This is a genomic window from Terribacillus saccharophilus, from assembly GCF_002272075.1.
In the GTDB taxonomy this organism is placed as follows: Bacteria; Bacillota; Bacilli; order Bacillales; family Amphibacillaceae; genus Terribacillus; species Terribacillus saccharophilus_A.
Map to the genome: position 1 here is coordinate 1 of NZ_NPBJ01000028.1, position 18041 is coordinate 18041.

At 43.5% G+C, this 18041-nt stretch carries 18 protein-coding genes; 10 read left to right on the top strand and 8 right to left on the bottom strand.

From position 1 onward, the window contains the following. The first annotated feature begins 346 nt into the window (after positions 1-346). The 3 genes from licT to CHH48_RS14740 all read left to right on the top strand — a co-directional run bounded on the left by licT (position 347) and on the right by CHH48_RS14740 (position 4777). Positions 347-1204 carry a BglG family transcription antiterminator LicT gene (licT, locus tag CHH48_RS14730; protein ID WP_095219918.1) on the top strand — a complete coding sequence of 286 codons (858 nt, stop codon included), beginning with the start codon at positions 347-349 and terminating at the stop codon, positions 1202-1204. A gap of 182 nt (positions 1205-1386) precedes the next feature. After that, the gene (locus tag CHH48_RS14735) at positions 1387-3303 is read left to right on the top strand and encodes a beta-glucoside-specific PTS transporter subunit IIABC (protein WP_095219919.1); all 1917 of its coding nucleotides are present in this window, start codon (positions 1387-1389) and stop codon (positions 3301-3303) included. Positions 3304-3346: 43 nt separating this feature from the next. Then, complete coding sequence (locus tag CHH48_RS14740; protein ID WP_095219920.1) at positions 3347-4777, top strand: 6-phospho-beta-glucosidase; 1431 nt, start codon at positions 3347-3349, stop codon at positions 4775-4777. A 49-nt stretch (positions 4778-4826) separates the two neighbouring features. Here CHH48_RS14740 and CHH48_RS14745 read toward each other — a convergent pair whose 3' ends face one another. Next, positions 4827-5570 carry an SDR family oxidoreductase gene (locus tag CHH48_RS14745; RefSeq protein ID WP_038557710.1) on the bottom strand — a complete coding sequence of 248 codons (744 nt, stop codon included), beginning with the start codon at positions 5568-5570 and terminating at the stop codon, positions 4827-4829. Between the two features lie 104 nt (positions 5571-5674). After that, positions 5675-6235 (bottom strand): PepSY domain-containing protein, encoded by a 561-nt coding sequence (locus CHH48_RS14750; RefSeq protein ID WP_176466464.1) that lies wholly within the window; start codon positions 6233-6235, stop codon positions 5675-5677. 179 nt (positions 6236-6414) lie between these two features. Between CHH48_RS14750 and CHH48_RS14755 the strand changes: the two genes are divergently transcribed. Together CHH48_RS14755 and CHH48_RS14760 are read left to right on the top strand one after the other, a co-directional pair. After that, entirely contained in the window at positions 6415-7872 is a 1458-nt protein-coding gene (locus CHH48_RS14755; protein ID WP_095219922.1) for an aldehyde dehydrogenase family protein, read from the top strand. A 19-nt stretch (positions 7873-7891) separates the two neighbouring features. Next, positions 7892-8536: an SDR family oxidoreductase gene (locus CHH48_RS14760; RefSeq protein ID WP_095219923.1), complete on the top strand. Its 645-nt coding sequence runs from the start codon at positions 7892-7894 to the stop codon at positions 8534-8536. Positions 8537-8658: 122 nt separating this feature from the next. Here CHH48_RS14760 and CHH48_RS14765 read toward each other — a convergent pair whose 3' ends face one another. The 5 genes from CHH48_RS14765 to CHH48_RS14785 all read right to left on the bottom strand — a co-directional run bounded on the left by CHH48_RS14765 (position 8659) and on the right by CHH48_RS14785 (position 12283). Next, complete coding sequence (locus CHH48_RS14765; protein ID WP_245840396.1) at positions 8659-9507, bottom strand: metallophosphoesterase; 849 nt, start codon at positions 9505-9507, stop codon at positions 8659-8661. 394 nt (positions 9508-9901) lie between these two features. Beyond that, a complete protein-coding gene (locus CHH48_RS14770; protein WP_095219925.1) occupies positions 9902-10885 on the bottom strand; it encodes an LLM class flavin-dependent oxidoreductase in 984 nt (327 codons plus the stop codon). A gap of 30 nt (positions 10886-10915) precedes the next feature. After that, entirely contained in the window at positions 10916-11662 is a 747-nt protein-coding gene (locus tag CHH48_RS14775; protein WP_095219926.1) for an NADPH-dependent oxidoreductase, read from the bottom strand. Between the two features lie 125 nt (positions 11663-11787). Further along, entirely contained in the window at positions 11788-12087 is a 300-nt protein-coding gene (locus tag CHH48_RS14780) for a spore coat protein (RefSeq protein ID WP_095219927.1), read from the bottom strand. Continuing rightward, a complete protein-coding gene (locus tag CHH48_RS14785) occupies positions 12080-12283 on the bottom strand; it encodes a hypothetical protein (protein WP_095219928.1) in 204 nt (67 codons plus the stop codon). Before CHH48_RS14785 ends, CHH48_RS14780 begins: the two co-directional genes overlap by 8 nt. A gap of 108 nt (positions 12284-12391) precedes the next feature. Between CHH48_RS14785 and CHH48_RS14790 the strand changes: the two genes are divergently transcribed. The 3 genes from CHH48_RS14790 to CHH48_RS14800 are packed head-to-tail and all read left to right on the top strand — an operon-like array spanning position 12392 to position 14131. Further along, on the top strand, positions 12392-12622 hold the full coding sequence (locus CHH48_RS14790; protein WP_095219929.1) for a spore coat protein: 231 nt from the start codon (positions 12392-12394) through the stop codon (positions 12620-12622). Continuing rightward, positions 12615-12998: a spore coat protein gene (locus tag CHH48_RS14795; RefSeq protein WP_095219930.1), complete on the top strand. Its 384-nt coding sequence runs from the start codon at positions 12615-12617 to the stop codon at positions 12996-12998. The genes CHH48_RS14790 and CHH48_RS14795 overlap by 8 nt, the downstream gene beginning before the upstream one ends. Further along, positions 12995-14131, top strand: coding sequence for a zinc-dependent alcohol dehydrogenase (locus CHH48_RS14800; RefSeq protein ID WP_095219931.1), 1137 nt, complete (start codon positions 12995-12997; stop codon positions 14129-14131). Before CHH48_RS14795 ends, CHH48_RS14800 begins: the two co-directional genes overlap by 4 nt. A 25-nt stretch (positions 14132-14156) precedes the next feature. Here CHH48_RS14800 and CHH48_RS14805 read toward each other — a convergent pair whose 3' ends face one another. Beyond that, positions 14157-14945: a MurR/RpiR family transcriptional regulator gene (locus CHH48_RS14805; protein WP_095219932.1), complete on the bottom strand. Its 789-nt coding sequence runs from the start codon at positions 14943-14945 to the stop codon at positions 14157-14159. 127 nt (positions 14946-15072) lie between these two features. Here CHH48_RS14805 and CHH48_RS14810 point away from each other — a divergent pair, with 127 nt between their 5' ends. Together CHH48_RS14810 and ptsG are read left to right on the top strand one after the other, a co-directional pair. Further along, entirely contained in the window at positions 15073-16398 is a 1326-nt protein-coding gene (locus CHH48_RS14810) for a 6-phospho-alpha-glucosidase (protein WP_095219933.1), read from the top strand. 68 nt (positions 16399-16466) lie between these two features. Then, a complete protein-coding gene (ptsG, locus tag CHH48_RS14815; RefSeq protein ID WP_095219934.1) occupies positions 16467-18041 on the top strand; it encodes a glucose-specific PTS transporter subunit IIBC in 1575 nt (524 codons plus the stop codon).

Genomic DNA, 18041 nt, shown 5'->3' on the forward strand with positions numbered 1-18041 from the left:
GTAGATTACTCATCCTCTTACATCCCTTCTTTATATGTAAATATCTAATAGTAGATTTCTATACCAGCTTCGATTATACCTTTCTGCAAAGGAGGAAAGCGATTAATAGGCTTGTAATTCCTTTTTTATAATTAAAATAACTTATAGTGAAAATAAAGAAAGTGAATTTGTGCGTGTAATGATCAGATTGACAGGAAAAAAATGCTATGCTATTTTTATGTAAAGCGTTTACAAATGAACGAGGATTGTTACCGCACTGCGGGCAAAACCTGAATTTGCACAAGCGATCAGCTGCTATGTGTAAATTTGGGTTTTTTTCATTCTGTTAGAGAAATGGGGGATAACGATGAAGATAGAAAAGATCTTGAATAATAGCGTTGTCGTCACAAGGAACGACAAGAATCAGGAACTGGTCGTGATGGGAAAAGGCTTGGCTTTCAAGAAGAAAATCGGGGATCCGATAGATGTATCTCAGATTGAGAAAAAATTTATCTTGGAGAAATCAGGTATGGCAGATAAATTAGAGACACTTCTTCGAGACGTTTCTCCCGTTTATCTTAATATTGCTGCAAAAATAGTGGAATATGCACGCGGTCATCTCCTATACGACTTGGATGAATACCTTTACGTTGCCTTGACTGATCACCTTAGTTTTGCCATAAGCAGAGAGAAGCAGGGTATCACCTTAAAGAACCCGCTTGTTTGGGAGATACGGAAGTATTATAAGCAAGAATATAAGATTGCGTGGAAAGCGCTGGACATCATTGAGGAGGATACCGGTTATCATTTAGGAGAAGATGAAGCTGCATCCATCGCATTACATTTGGTCAATAGTCAGCTGACAGGCGAGCACATGCTGACAGCTGTACAAGTAACAGAAATAGTCAGCAACCTGCTGAATATTGTGACCTATCATTTAAAAGGAAATGTCGATGAGAGCTCGGTCAATTATGAGCGGTTTCTAACGCACTTACGTTTTTTTGCTGTACGTTTTCTGCGAGATGAAAGATTACCTGAACTCGCTGAATCATTCCTTTATGATCAAGTGCGGCTGAAGTACAAACATGCATTTCAATGTACAGAAAGAATGGATGTCTATTTGAAGGAAAAGTTTGATTCCGGACTTACGCAGGATGAACAATTGTATCTGACTGTGCATATACATCGGCTGACAGAACAATCGCAGCAAAATAAAAGTAAATAAATTGTAAATGTAAGCGTTGACATTCAGGGGGAAGGTGATAAATTTTACTTATCAGCTGAATATCCTTCGAAGGAATGTTACCTTAATAGGGCATAACCTGATTAGCTTGGCAGCACATACTATGTGCGCCAACCTGATCAGGTTTTTTATTTGCCAAATTCCAAATAAAAGGTGGGATTAAGATGAAGTATGAGCAACTGGCCAAAGATATCATCGAGCAAGTCGGAGGCCGCGAAAATGTCAACAGTGTTGTCCATTGTATTACTCGTTTACGCTTCAAATTGAAGGATGAAAATAAAGCAAATACCGAAGCACTGAAAAACATGGACGATGTTGTTACCGTTCTAAAGAGCGGCGGACAGTATCAAGTTGTCATCGGCAACCATGTGCCGGATGTATATAAAGCAGTAGCGCATGTTGGCGGGTTTACTGGTAACGAAGAAGCATCACAGGGTGAAGAAAAAGAAACAAATCCTTTTAATAAATTTATCGATATTATCTCTAGTATATTTACGCCAATACTGGGAGTTTTGGCTGCAACAGGTATGATCAAAGGTATCAACGCAATGTTTCTGGCATTTGGAGTATTAAAAGAAGAATCGGGCACCTATCAAATCCTTAATGCTGTTGGAGATGCTTTGTTCTACTTCTTCCCAATCTTCCTGGGCTATACAGCAATGAAGAAGTTCGGCGGCAGTCCGTTTATTGGGATGGCAATCGGGGCAGCGCTTGTATATCCGACTTTATCCGGTCTGACAACAGGCGAGCCATTATATACATTATTCGCAGGTACACTATTTGAATCGCCTGTGCATATTACCTTCTTGGGGATCCCAGTGATTTTGATGACGTATTCATCTTCTGTCATACCAATCATACTGGCAACATACTTTGCGGTGAAAGCAGAAAAAGGGTTTGCCAAGATTGTACCCGATGTAATTAAGACCTTTGTTGTACCGTTCTTGACTTTACTAGTGATTGTGCCGCTAACATTCTTGCTTATTGGGCCAATTGCGACATGGGCAGGACAGCTGATAGGGCAAGCTACACTAAGCGTATATGGCTTGAGTCCAATCATTGCAGGTCTCTTCCTAGGTGCATTCTGGCAGTTATTCGTTATTTTCGGATTGCATTGGGGTCTTGTTCCAATTGCAATTAATAATATGGCTGTGTATGGATCGGATCCAGTATTGGCACTCGTCTTTGCGGCATCCTTTGCTCAAATTGGCGCTGTGCTGGCGGTTTGGATCCGTATCAAACAGAAGAAGCTTAAAGTGTTAAGTGTACCAGCTTTCATCTCTGGTCTCTTTGGAGTTACAGAACCAGCTATTTACGGGATTACTTTACCTCTAAAAAGACCATTCATCATTAGTTGTATCGGTGGAGCTGTTGGTGGAGCTGTCTTGGGAATGATGAACACACAAGGGTATATGATGGGTGGTCTCGGCATATTCCAGATTCCTACATTCATAGGACCGAACGGTTTCGATATGGGATTCTGGGGATCATTCATTGCGCTTGGTGTAGCGTTTGCGGTTGCTTTTGTATTAACGATGCTATTCGGATTCACAAAGGAAAACAATAAGCCAGATACTGTAGGAGAGCCAACAACACCGATTCAAAAGGAAGAGAAGTTAGCTGTTGGAAATGCTGTGATTGCTAGTCCATTTCAAGGTGCTATTGTTCCATTATCTGAAATTAAAGATGAGGCATTTGCGACAGGTGCACTCGGCAAGGGTGTGGCAATCATTCCGTCAGAAGGAAAACTGTACGCTCCTGCATCTGGAGTTGTATCTGTTTTATTCCCCACGAAGCATGCCGTCGGAATAACAACAGATAATGGGGCCGAAATTCTCATCCATATCGGAATGGATACAGTTCAGTTGGTAGGCAAGTTCTTTGATGCTCAAGTAAAGCAAGGAGATCGCGTGGAAAAAGGACAGCTGCTAATAGAGTTTGATTTGGAAAGTATCCAGAATGCCGGATTTGATATTACGACGCCAGTTGTGGTGACGGATGTAAGGGGTTACAATTTGGTGGCAGCAACAGAAGAAAAACAGGTGAAATGGGGCGAGCCGCTGCTTACCCTAAATATATAGAATGCTTGATTAGTAGATATAAAGAGAGAGGGGAGCAGAATATATGAGTGTTTTTCCAGAAGGATTTTTATGGGGCGGCGCCGTCGCGGCCAATCAAGTAGAAGGTGCCTACCGTAAAGGTGGTAAAGGACTGACGACAGTCGATTTGCTGCCAATTGGAGCAGATAGATTTTCTATTATGCAAGGTAATATAGAGACACTTGAACCAATTGCTGGAGCGTATTATCCGTCGCATGAGGCGATTGATTTCTACCATAACTACAAAGAGGATATCGCTTTATTTGCAGAGATGGGGTTCAAGGCATTGCGAGTTTCCATTGCTTGGGCTCGCATCTTCCCGCAGGGGGATGAAGAACAACCAAATGAAGAAGGGCTGCAATTCTATGATAATCTGTTTGATGAATTGCGGAAGCATGAAATTGAGCCAGTTGTGACGATGGCGCATTTTGACGTGCCAGTCCATCTTGTAGAGAAATACGGAAGCTGGAGGAACCGTGAGCTTGTAACCTTCTTTGAAAGATACGCAAAAACAATATTTACAAGATACAAAGATAAAGTGAAGTATTGGATGACCTTCAATGAAATCAACATGCTTCTGCACCTGCCATTTGTCGGAGCAGGTCTTGTCTTTCGGGAAGGTGATGACAGAAAGCAAATTCAATATCAAGCAGCCCATCATCAGTTAGTCGCCAGTGCAATAGCCGTAAAAGCATGTCATGACATCATTCCAGATGCCAAAATCGGCTGTATGCTGGCTGCAGGTACAACTTACCCGTATTCGGCGAATCCGGCTGATTATCTGGATGCAATGGATCGAGACAGAGATTCCTTCTTCTTTATCGACGTACAGGCTCGAGGAGCTTATCCGGGATATGCAAAGCGCTTTTTCAAGGATAATAATATCGATATCCAGATGGAACCAGAAGATGAAGCAATCCTCCGTCATACAGTCGATTATATCGGGTTCAGTTATTATGCCAGCCGTACAACGAGCACGGATCCGGAAGTACTCGGTAATACGACGTCAGGGAATGTATTCGGTTCTGTAGAAAATCCGTATCTGCCGAAATCGGAATGGGGATGGACGATTGATCCCACAGGTTTCCGCATTACAGCAAATCAGCTTTATGATCGATATCAGAAACCGTTGTTTGTCGTAGAGAACGGACTGGGCGCGGTGGATACAGTCAATGAAGAAGGTCAAGTGGAGGATTCATATCGCATTGACTATCTGCAAAAGCACCTGGAACAAATGGGCGAAGCGATTGAAGATGGTGTTGAAATCCTTGGCTATACTAGCTGGGGACCAATCGATCTTGTCAGTGCGAGTACAGGGGAAATGAAGAAGCGATATGGCTATATCTATGTTGATAAAGATAACGATGGAAATGGCTCTCTTAAACGGATTAAAAAGAACAGCTTTTATTGGTATAAAAAGGTCATTGAAACGAATGGCGGTAATCTGAGCGATTAAAAGAACAGCACCTCCCCGGATCAGCCGGAGAGGTGCTGTTCTTTTATTATTAGCCTTTCTGGTTCGTCGGACGGATGAGCAGTTCATTGACTGCAACATCACCCGGTTCACTTAAAGCATAACGGACTGCGCGTGCAATACTGTCAGGCGTTACAGCTGCTCCTAATGTTTCACCCATGCTTTCGCGGATTTCATCATCTGTGATACTATCCGGAAGTTCGGTTTTAATAGCTCCTGGTGAGATGATTGTTGTGCGGATATTGTTTTCCGCTTCTTCCTGGCGCAAGCCTTCCGTGATGGCGCGTACAGCAAATTTCGTTCCGGAATAAACAGCTGTTCCTGGTCCGGATTTATGCCCAGCAACTGAGGAAGTATTAATAATATGACCTTGCTTGCGCTCGCGCATATGAGGCAGCACAGCAGCAATGCCGTATAGTACACCTTTAATGTTAACGTCTACCATTGTATCCCATTCGGAGATCTGTTTTTTGTGCAAGAAGGATAATGGCATCAGACCGGCATTGTTGAAGATAGCATCGATTTGACCATACGTATCCAGAGCAAGCTGAGCTAGCTGTTCGACCTCTTCTTGTTTTGTTACATCGGTCACTTGATAAATAGCTTCTCCGCCATCTTGCTTGATGGATTCTGCCAGCTCTTGCAGGCGCTCTTCACGTCGGGCAGCAAGGACAACCTTGGCACCATGCTGCGCCAATTCTTTAGCCGTTGCCTCCCCAATGCCGCTTGATGCACCTGTAATGATGACAACTTTATCCTGAATATTTTCGCTCATGATTTGATTACTCCCTTCGGATATCTTGTACCCCCTACTAATAACCTGTTTGGAAAATCTGAAACATAAAAAAAAGAGTCTCCTATAGGAGACTCGAGTCATACTTAGTCATCATCACCATCATCGTCTTGATCATCATGAATTGATTCTTTTTCTGTATGCGTCACTTCGCCCGATTCTGCATCAATAGTCACTTCGATCTCATCCTTATCAGTACGAAGCTCCACATCATATTCCAATCTGCCGTCATCCTCATCTAGAGAGATATCAGTCAGTACAGCACCTTTTTCCTGCGCTAAAGCTGTTTCAGCTGCAGTTTTGATGTCTACTTTTGGCTGTGGCGCTTGGTTATTATCGTCATCATCGTCATTATCTTTTCGTGATTCGACGGTTCCATCATCTGCATTAACACGTAAATCGTATTCTGCTTTGTCGTCATTTACATCCACTTCATAATAAGCCTGCCCGCTCCGTGTTGTATCAAGTTCGACACTAGTGACTGTTCCTGCTTGTTCTTTGCTTGCATTATCGATTGCTTGGTTCAGGTTCACTTTTGTATCAGCAGGTACTTTATCGTCGTCTGCACTTACATGCTGGAAACCGAAGCCCAATCCTGCTGCCAATGTAATCGCTAGACCGCTTGCTAGTAAATTCTTTCTTTTCATATTATCCATCTCCTTGTTCGTTGTTATGGTACTACTATATCCAACGCATCTTAGAGCAACATGAAGCGAAAATTAGAAAATGCTGAGAAAAGAAGAAGACATTTCACAGACGACTTGTTTAATCTTGTTCAGAGGGGGAATTGTCTCTAAGTCGAGACAAATCCTAAGGAGGCGTTATCATGCAAAAGCAGTTTGATTTACTTTATATAAACGGTGAATGGCGAAAAGGGAACAGTGAAGAAACATTCGATAATATCAATCCGTATACAGGAGAAACGCTGCTTACGATCCAAGGGGCGAACGAAGAAGATTTGGATGAAGCTTACCAAGCAGCAGCCCGGGCGCAGAAGGAATGGGCTGAGCAGCCGCCGCAAGTGAAGCGGGAGCTGATTGAAAAAGCTATTCAAATCATGGAGCGAGAGAAAGAACTGTATATTGAATGGCTGATTAAGGAAGCGGGCAGTACGTACAGAAAAGCTGTCGGTGAAATTACGACCGCAGTTAATTTCATGAAGGAAGCTGCTTCTTATCCCAATCGGATGAAGGGGGAAGTATTTCTTTCGCATGTTCCGGGCAAGGTGAATAAAGTTTATCAGGAGCCGCTTGGTGTTGTTGGGGTTATCAGCCCATGGAACTTCCCATTGCATTTGACAATGCGCTCGGTAGCGGCAGCGCTAGCGACGGGTAACGGTGTCGTGATCAAACCTTCTAAGGATACAACTGTGACTGCAGGCTCGCTTGTAGCGGCTTTATTCGAAGAAGCTGGAGCACCTAAAGGGCTGATTAATCTTGTTAGCGGTAAGAGCTCCGAAATCGGGGATAGTTTTGTGAAACATCCGATTCCCCGTATGATTTCCTTTACAGGATCTACTGGAGTAGGGAAGCATATCGCATCTCTTGCTGCAGGCGAATTGAAAAGCACAGCATTGGAGCTTGGCGGTAACAACGTGCTTATCGTGATGGAGGATGCCAATATCGATGCGGCAGTAGAATCTGCTGTATATGGTAAGTTCTATCACCAGGGGCAGGTTTGTATCGCGCTGAACCGTATACTCGTTCAGGCATCTGTAGCAGAGGAATTCACAAGCAAGTTCGTTGAAAAAGTCAAAGAACTGCGTTACGGTGACCCTGCAGATAAAAATACACAAGTAGGTCCGATAATAAACGAGCAGCAAGTGGACAGCATAAAAGAGCAGCTGCAGCGCGCAATTGACGCTGGTGCAAATGTTCTTACAGGTGGCAACTTCCAGGGCAATGTATTAGAGCCTACAGTTGTCAATCAAGTAGACAACCAGTCACCACTCGCAGCCGAAGAGATATTCGGACCAATCGCACCAATCATTACATTTGAAACAGAAGATGAAGCAGTCGAGATGGCAAATGAGCATCCATATGGGCTTTCTGGTGCAGTTCATTCTACAGTGGGTCATGGTGAATTGATTGCAAAACGAATTGAAACAGGAATGATTCATGTTAACGATCAGAGCATCAATGACGAACCGCAAGCGCCATTCGGCGGTGTGAAGCAATCCGGACTTGGCCGCTTCAACGGGAAGTGGGCATTGGAGGAATTCACGGAAACGAAATGGATCGGTGTCCAAAATGAACGTACGGACTATAGAAGCTTTTTAAAATAAGTAGAAATGAGGGATTCACATGAGTAAGGTATTTATTATTGGAGCAAACGGAAAAGTAGGTAAGAATTTAGTCAATGTTCTAAATGAAAAGAAAGAGCATGAGGTATCCGTCGGATTACGAAAGGAAGAGCAGTTCGGATATTTCGAAGAGAAAGGTGTAAAACCGGTTTACTTGAACTTGGAGGATAATGTAGACGCGATTACAGACGCGATTCAAGGATCGGATGTTGTCGTATTTACAGCGGGTTCCGGCGGCAGTACTGGACCTGACAAGACGTTGACTATCGATTTGGACGGCGCTGCGAAGTCAGTGAAAGCAGCTGAAAAAGTAGGAGCGAAGCAATTCATCATGGTCAGTGCCATTCATGCTGATTCTCCGGAAGAGTGGAGCGAAAGCATGAAGCCATACTACATCGCCAAGCATTACGCGGATCAAATCATTCAAGGCAGCAAGCTGAACTATACTATTCTGCGTCCGGGTGGATTATCAGATGATGCAGGAACTGGAAAAGTTACAACAGATGAATCTGGATTCAAGACAACGCAAATCCCTCGTGAGGATGTAGCACGTGCCATCGTCGCAGCAATCGGAAATGAAAAGGCAGAAGGGAAGATTGTTTCCTTGCTTGCTGGAGAAATGGCAGTTGAGGAAGTTTATAACTAATAGAATGAAAAGAAGACCACTAAAATAGTAGTGGTCTTCTTTTTTATTGTCTTTTAACAATATTACATAAACGTCATTGTGAATTTTTTTAGTTAGTAAATTCTCTCATCTGATGCATTTATTTAGCTTCTCGATAAAGTTAAAACAATAATTTCTGGACGATTAAATATTCTTAAAGGAATTGTACTATTTCCGAGACCTCTATTAACAAACATTGAAGTATTATCTAGGTCGTATTTACCTGCAGTATACTTTGGGAGAAAACCTTGGTTGGGAGCAACTAAACCACCGACAAAAGGTATTCTAACTTGACCACCATGAGCATGACCTGAAAAAACTACATCAATTCCATATTTTGAATAAATCGAAAGAAATTCGGGTCTATGTGATAATAAAATTTTGAAATAATCATCTTCCATTCCCTCGACTGAATTCTCAATAGCTCCTTCTGTAATACTGCGTTCTGTATAAGAATCATTTACATATGCAGGGTCATCAATTCCAATGATCTGTATTTTCTCATGCCCTTTTGATATGACATCATTTGTGTTTCTCAAAACTTTAACGCCTATATCATTTAATTCCTTTTCAAGGATGTCAAATTTGCCAGACCACCACTCGTGATTTCCTGTTACAAAATAAATGGGAGCAATATGTATTAATTCCCTTATTAAATTCAGACTTGTATCCTCATTATAGTTTTTTGAATCAACTAAATCACCAGTGAAAACAATTAAATCTGGGTTGGTATTACTGACTTTTTCAACTAACACATTTTGTCTATTCCCAAAGGTCTTGCTATGAAGATCCGATAACTGTACTATTTTATAATCATTAAAACTCGCTGGAATCCTTTTTGAACTTATAGTAGATTCTGTTATTACTATTGAATTATTTTGGAAATAAAAGAAAAAAACTAATGCAATAATTGCTATTAAAGTAAATAGGAATCTCTTTTTTATCTTCTTCAAAGTCTCACTTCTTTCGTTGTACATAGAATATTATACTAAATTGCGGCTCGTGAAGGGGGACTTTAGAGGTCTAATCCTCGTTAGATGGGCGTTAGCTTCAGAATGGCTCAGGCATGTAATGTCGTTTGATGAATCGACATGAGTTTCAAGAGCTTATTTTAAAGTTTTTACGTTTGGAGGTATTACCTGAAGATAAGACATGAAAATAAAACTAGAGTATACTGTTGAGCAAAAAAATCACCTAAAATTGATGGGAAGAGGATAATATCGCAGAGCTACTATTCTTAAAACAGGAAGAATGCTGAAGTGAGCCAGTATTCAGAGGGATATTGATATCTGATAATACTTAAAAACGGAAAAAAAGAACCTCTTTAATTGAGGTTCTTTTACTTGATTACTTCCAAAGCTCGGATAGTAATGTATAGCTATTTCTGCGTTTTTCCTGATCATAAATGTCTGCTGAAACGATGAGTTCATCAAACTGTGTTTTTGCGTGGAAGGCTTCCAATTCACTCGCTACTTTTTGTTTGTCTCCGACAAAGGAGTAAGTCAGCGTGTTTGTGACATGCAGCTTTTCGTGTTCATTCCAGATATGGTCCATGCTTTCGACTGGAGCAGTGGAAGCGCCAGAGCGGCCGCGAATGATGCTTAGGAACTTAAGCTTTAATGTCGTGGAAAGGAATTCCGCTTCTTCATTCGTATCTGCAACGATACCGTTAACTGTAACCATTGCATATGGTTTGTCCAGGTAAACAGAAGGCTGGAATCGTTCGCGGTATAAGCGCAGTGCATTGTGCAGCTCTCCTGGTGCGAAGTGGCTTGCGAATGCAAAAGGCAAACCGAGCATCGCAGCAAGCTGTGCGCTGAACGTGCTGGAACCTAATAGATATACCGGCACATTCGTACCGTGTCCTGGATGTGCTTTAATTGGCAGGTTGGCATCACTGAAATATGCGAGCAGCTCTTTCACGTCTTCTGGGAAGTTCTCTGCACTTGTATGTGCATCACGACGCAAAGCACGGCTTGTCATATAGTCTGTACCAGGTGCACGTCCTAATCCAAGGTCGATACGGTCTGGATACATCGTTGCCAATGTCCCGAATTGCTCCGCTATGACTAGCGGAGAGTGGTTCGGCAGCATCACACCGCCGGAGCCGACACGGATAGTGGAGCTATGGCCAGCAAGATACCCGATCAATACAGAAGTTGCGGAGCTGGCAATGCTTGGCATATTGTGGTGTTCTGCAACCCAGTAACGATTATATCCTAGTTTTTCTGTGTGCTGAATCAGCTGTTTGCTGTTTTCGAAGGCTTCTTTTGGTGTTTTATTGTCTGGTACAGGTGATAAATCCAAAACCGATAAAGGAGTTCTGGTCATAATATATACTTCCTTTCTGCTTGGTTCCTTTTATTTATAATCGTATCCGTTCTGTTTCAGAACGTCTGTTACTTTTCCGTATTCTTTATACCGTTCGGAATAGAAAGTGGCAATTCTTTCTGACCAAGGGTGAGATTTAGTTTCACCTGTTCGGGATTTGATAGCTTCTTGCTGTCTTTTATCCATTTCTTCGACAGCTTCGCGCTGGTTTTGTGCGTATGTTTCTTTATGATAGAAAGCTTCCATTGGAATTCTCGGGCTTTGTGCTGGCAGTGGATCAGCTGGGTAGCCAATCGCCAGACCGGAGATTGGGAAAGCAAGCTCAGGCAGCTCAAGCAGCTCCGAAATTTCAGCAGGACTTCTGCGGACGCCGCCGATTGGTACTGTGCCGATTCCCATTGATTCTGCTGCAGCAACAGCAGTACCAAGTGCGATGCCAACGTCAGTAGAGCCTACAAGTACAGCCTCGATATTCTCCATAACCTCAAGTTTTTTATCATGCAGTTCCGTTATATGCTTTGCTCGGCTGTAATCCATACAGAAAACGAGAAAAGCTGCTGCGTCATCTATATGCTTCTGATTACCGGAAAACTCCGCTAACTGCCGTTTTCTCTCCTCATCAGTTACGACGACAACAGAAACTTGCTGGCCGTTAATCCAGTTCGGTGCTTGGATAGCTGCTCCCATGATTGCATCCAGTTGTTCTTGTGTCAGTTTTTTATCAGTGAATGTCCGTACGGAACGGTGATTGTGCAATTGATTGATGAAGTCGTTCATAATAACCTCCTAGTTCGTCATGCGACTTACATGCTCTACGGATTATTATACGTAGGTGAAAGAATAGAAAGCAAAAGAACAGCTTACAAAGCAGAAAGCACGAGCGTAGGGCTCGTGCTTTCTGCTTAGTCCTTATTCAGTGTCAGAACTGTTTCAGCGGTTTCATTCAATACATGAATCTGTTGTTGTGGTGTTTGTGGGAAGTAATAGCCATGCTCCATCATGTAGCTGAAAATACGTTCATGCTGTTCTATGTGTTCATGCAGCTTCAGCTTCAAATCAGTGCGCAGCTGTTCATTGCTCGTTTCATTTATAGCTTTCGCTGTGTTAATGATGCCGGTTTTAACAGTGACTAGCAAATCAGTACCAATTACTTGATCTGTAATTTCCCGAGCTGATCCCATTATTTCAATAAGCTTATCCATGCTGTTCCTCCTCGTTCAGAAAGCGCTGGAGCATATGGATATGACGTTTATCTGCATCCGCTTGAGCTGTCAGCAGCGTTTTAAGCCCATCGTCCTTTGCTAAGAACCGCATGCCTGAGGATTTTGTAAGAGAAAGACAAGCTGTATTCAGTAGCTCCATTGCTTCCATTGTTTCATGGATACCGGATTGATGCATACGGATGTGCCTCCTTTTTTAACACTATTTTGTGAGAAACTGGCTGCTTTATACATACATAAAATCATGTCACAGGGACAAGATGAAATAAGATAAGGAGGATGAGCGATGAGTGATAATCAACAACTGGCCCCGCATGAAACGATGGAAGTTCATGAGTTGCTGAATTTCAAGACAACAGCTGTCATGAAGGCAAAATTCCTGCAAGGTGTTGTGTTTGATCAGAAAATCAAGCAGCTGATGGAGAAAGACGTGGAAACCTCTGTACGCCAAATTCGGGAACTTGAGGAGCTGTACAGCAAGTCTCAGCTTGTAAAGGAAGGTGAAGCGGATGCGTGACTACTTAGATCCAGAAAACGCCAAAGGTATGCCTGATCTAATGGATTCGGCCATTTGTACAGAGATGCTTATCACTGCAAAGTCAGCGGTGAACAACTATGCAATCGCAATAACGGAAGCTGTAAATCCAGAGCTGCGACAAACTCTGGTTCGTCATTTAGACGAAGCAATTGAGATGCAGGGCGCAATTTCTGCCTTGATGGCACAGCACAACTGGCTGTTCCCAGCTGATCCTAAATCACAGTTCCCATTTGATCGGAAAGCTGCTAATACAGCAATCGATGTAGTTAGCATGGATTTATTCCCGTATGACACCGACCGTCTCGGTATGTTTGCAACGCCGACCAATACCGAATCGAAGGAGAATCAGCAATGAAGGCAGTTACGTATCAAGGGATTAAAGATGTACGTGTAAAAGAAGTAAAGGCACCTTCTATCAAGAAACCGGATGATATTATCGTGAAGCTGACGGCTACAGCGATTTGTGGTTCTGATCTGCATTTGATTCATGGCATGGTTCCGAACATGCCGGAGAATTATATTATCGGCCATGAACCGATGGGTATCGTGGAGGAAGTCGGTCCCGAGGTAACAAAAGTGAAAAAGGGTGACCGGGTTGTTATTCCGTTCAATGTGAGCTGCGGGGAGTGCTTTTTCTGTCAGCACGATTTGGAAAGCCAATGTGACAACAGCAATGAAAACGGCCAGATGGGTGCCTATTTCGGGTATTCAGATAACAATGGCGGCTACCCGGGCGGACAAGCGGAATACATGCGAGTACCTTATGGTAACTTCGTGCCTTTCAAGATCCCGGAGAATTCTGAAGTTGCAGATGAACAGCTGATTCTGCTGGCAGATGCAGGGTCAACAGCTTTCTGGTCTGTTGATAATGGGGGCGTAAAACCTGGAGATACGGTCATCATTTTCGGATGTGGTCCAGTCGGCTTGCTGGCACAAAAATTCGCTTGGCTAAAAGGTGCCAAACGCGTTATTGCTGTTGATTACATTGACTATCGGTTGGAGCACGCGAAGCGGACCAACAATGTAGAGATAGTGAATTTTGAGCAACACGAGAATACAGGGGAATACTTAAAGGAAATAACCAAAGGTGGAGCAGATGTTGTTATCGATGCAGTCGGCATGGACGGGAAAATGACGCCTATGGAATTCATCGGCAGCGGACTGAAGCTTCAGGGCGGAGCATTAGGAGCATTCGTCATGGCAGCGCAGTGTGTCCGTAAGGGCGGCAATATCCAAGTGACGGGGGCATATGGCGGTCGTTATAATGCTTTTCCGTTCGGCGATATTTTCCAGCGTAATGTCACAATCAAGAGCGGTCAAGCTCCTGTTATCCACACGATGCCTTATTTGCACGGTCTGCTTCAGGATCGGAAGGTCGATCTGGCTGATATCATCACGCATATCCTTCCACTCGATCAAGCAAAGGAAGGATACGAAAAATTCGATACAAAAACCGATGGCTGTATCAAAGTTATCTTGAAACCATAAGGACTGCTTACCTAGCAGTCCTTTTTTAGTTGTATCGTCCAGAGTAGTGCAGGTACAGCATATTCACGGCTGCTTGCAGATTGATTTCTTCCAATATAGGAGATTTATAACCGTCTATTTTCTGTCCGCTTATTTGGATGATGAGCTTTGCTTGCTGTCCTAGATAGCTAGTTGGACTGCTTGTAATAGCTAGAATCGGGACTCCATTTCTAGACAGTTCTTTTGTCAGTTTTACAATGAAACGCGTGTCACCAGAGGAACTGATTACGATAGCAAGGTCGTCGGAAATCATCGAGTTTGCCTCGGTGATCTGGTTTTCGTGATTGCTGTAGGACGCGGTATGCTTTCCTAACCGCATGAATTTGATTTGTGCGTTTTTAGCAACGACATTAGAAAAAGTGACGCCGAAGAAAGAGAGTTTATTCGCTTCATGTATTAGTATGGCTGCTTGCTGCAATATATCATCCTGCAGCAGTCTCTCTGTTTCAGCAAGTGATTGATGTAGCTGCTTGAAATAATCAGGTAAGCCAGCTGTCATCTCTGTTTCTGGTCCAGGATGTATTTCTGACCGGTTGAAATCGTTGAATTCGCTGGCATGTTCCTTCAGTTCCTTGAAGGAAATGTTTTCGAACCGACGACAAAAACGGGAGACTGTTGCCGGAGAGAGATGGCAAGCCTCAGCTAGTTCATAGATCGTCATATTCGGAATCTCGGAGACATGGCGAAGAATATATTCAGCTATCGTATGATCGGAAGTCGAGTGATCGGTTGATGCTTCCAGGAAGTTCTGCAGCTTTGCGAAGAAATTATACATACAGCTACTCCTCTCTTCGTTTCATTGTAAGCAAAAAGTTTCATAATATGAAACTTTTTCTGTAATCGCTTTCTATGCTGGTAGAGTAAGGACATAGACATTAGCACTCGAGAATGGAGCTGACATTATGAAGAAATTCAATATTCTAATCGTCGGAGGCGGAAGTACATGGACGCCCGGACTTTTGAAAAGCTTATGTGTTCGAAAAGACTCTTTCCCAATTGGGAAATTGACAATGGTCGACGTGAATGAAGAACGACAAGCAGTTATCGGTGAATTCGCCAAAATATTATTCCGGGAAGAATACTCAGAACTTGAATTTGAGTATACAACGGATAAACAAGCAGCTTATGCCCAAAAACTTGATTTCGTTTTCGTCCAGATGCGGACTGGCGGATATGGGATGCGGGAGCAGGATGAGAAGATTCCGCTTCAGCATGGAGTGATCGGCCAGGAGACATGCGGTCCGGGAGGATTCGCTTACGGATTGCGCTCCATCAAAGATATGGCGCAGCTCGTTACAGATGTACGCGAACACAATCCAAAGGCTTGGATTTTAAATTACACGAATCCTGCAGCGATTGTAGCAGATGCTCTGCAGCAGTTGTTCCCGGAGGATAAGCGAATCTTGAATATTTGTGATCAGCCTGAGAACCTGCTCAGATCCTATGGCAGATTGCTAGAGCGTGACCCAAGGTCGTTCGATCCAGTCTACTTTGGTCTAAATCATTTTGGATGGTTTACGCACCTCTATGATGAATCCGGTAATGATCTCCTGCCACAACTTCGCGATATGATTTTAGACGGAGGTTTCCGTCCTGTAGATTATGAACAGCGTGATCAATCTTGGTTGGATACGTATGCGATGGTCGAACAGACAGTACGTGACTTCCCGGATTATCTTCCAAATACGTATTTGCAATATTATTTATATCCGGATAAAGTGCTGAAGAAATTGGATCCTTCTCACACCCGTGCAAATGAGGTAATGGAAGGCCGTGAGAAGCGTGTATTTGAAGCATGCCACGAAGTAGTCGACAAAGGAACAACTGTAGGTGCTTCAGTCGTACACAACGATGCACATGGAGAGTTCATCCTGATTGTGGCAGAGTCAATCGCTTATAATAAAGGGGATAATTTCATCGTCATCATCAAGAACGAAGGTATCATATCCAATCTGCCAGACGATGCAATGGTAGAAGTAGCTGCGAGTCTGACGGCAAATGGTCCGCGTCCATATGCGGTCGGAGAAATTCCAGTATTTTATAAAGGACTGATCGAAGGACAATATGCTTATGAGAGGCTGACCGTAGAAGCATATATTGAGAACTCTTATCAAAAGGCGCTACAGGCATTGACTTTGAACCGGACGGTCGTTTCTGCTCAAAAGGCGCGGGAAGTACTGGATGCATTGATTGAAGCAAACGGTGATTTTTGGCCGGAATTGAAATGAGGAAAAGGAGAAAGACTCCTTTTCCTTGCGCTATATAGTAAACGCTTTCTTTAAGGAGTGGTGGAATTATGAAAAACATATTCAGCTTTGATTTTTTCCAGCGTGTCGGAAAGACCTTCATGGTCGTCATTTCCTTGCTTCCGGCAGCAGGGCTGCTGCTCGGTATCGGGACAACGCTGCAGTCGCCGTACTTCATTGAGTACTTTCCATTTTTGGAAAGCGATGGATGGCAGACATTTGGAGAGTTGATGCGAGGTGCAGGGAGTGTCATCTTCTCTAACTTAGGTGTCTTATTCGCCATCGGAATTGCGGGAAGCTGGACCGGCGGAAAAGCAGCTGCTGGCTTATCGGCCTTTGTTGGGTACATCATTATGCACACTGTCATCGGAATCGTGGTTGGTGTGACACCTGAGAACGCCAGCCAAGCAGGTTACACAACAGAATTAGGCATACCGACGCTGCAAATTGGTGTGTTTGGGGGTATTATCATCGGTTTTGTAGCAGCAGCGCTTTATCAGCGTTTCCATGATTTCCAGCTGCCGGAAGTGCTGTCCTTCTTTGGCGGAGCACGGTTTGTGCCCATCGTAACAGCGGGTGTTTCGATTGTTATTGCCCTTCTTCTATCATTTGTTTGGCCATCAATTCAGAATGGCATCTTCTGGCTGGGCAATCAGCTGGCAGGACAAAATACGCCGCCATTCTATCTATTTATCTATGGTTTAGTCGAACGTGCGCTCATTCCATTTGGACTGCACCACATTTTCTACATTCCTATTCGGTTCTCGGAAGTGGGCGGAACGTATATGACGCTTGCCGGTCAAATGGTATCCGGCGATACAGCGATGTATATGGCGCAGCTTGCCGATCGTCAGGTGGATAGTGCGGTAGAGATAACAGCAGGACGCTTTATGGCTGGGAAATTCCCGTTCGTTCTATTCGGTTTACCAGCTATCGCGCTTGCTATGTATCATACAGCTAAGCCTGAAAACAGAAAAGCAGTCGGCGGACTTTTGCTGACAGCAGGTCTGACGGCATTCCTAACAGGGATTACTGAACCGTTAGAATTCACTTTCCTATTCGCGGCGCCAATCTTGTATATTTTCCATTGCTTAATGGCGGGGCTTTCCTTCATGCTCATGTATGTACTTGATGTAAATATCGGATATGCGGGAGGCTCAGGCTTCATCGACTTTACGTTGTTCGGCATTCTGCCCGGTGTTGGGGAACCGTGGTGGTACGTACCGATTGTCGGAATCTGCATGTTCGCAGTCTACTATACTGTTTTCCGTTTCGCTATTCAGAAATGGAATCTGCAGACACCAGGCCGCGGTGCATCAAATGCTTTGGTGACAAAGGAAGAGTACAAGAAGAAGCAAAAAGGGCAGAAGAACGACGACCAAGCAGTACAAGTTCTCTCTGCGCTTGGCGGAGAAGAAAATATCAGCAACCTTGATGCCTGCATCACGCGCCTTCGAGTCGGGATTCGAGATAAAAGTAAGGTTGATAGAGATGCGTTGAAAAATCTGGGCGCCAAAGGGGTACTGGATGTGGGTAATGGCATTCAGGCCATTTATGGACCAAAAGCAGAAATACTAAAGAATCAAATTTTGGACATTATCGAAAATGAGAAGGAAGCCAAGTAA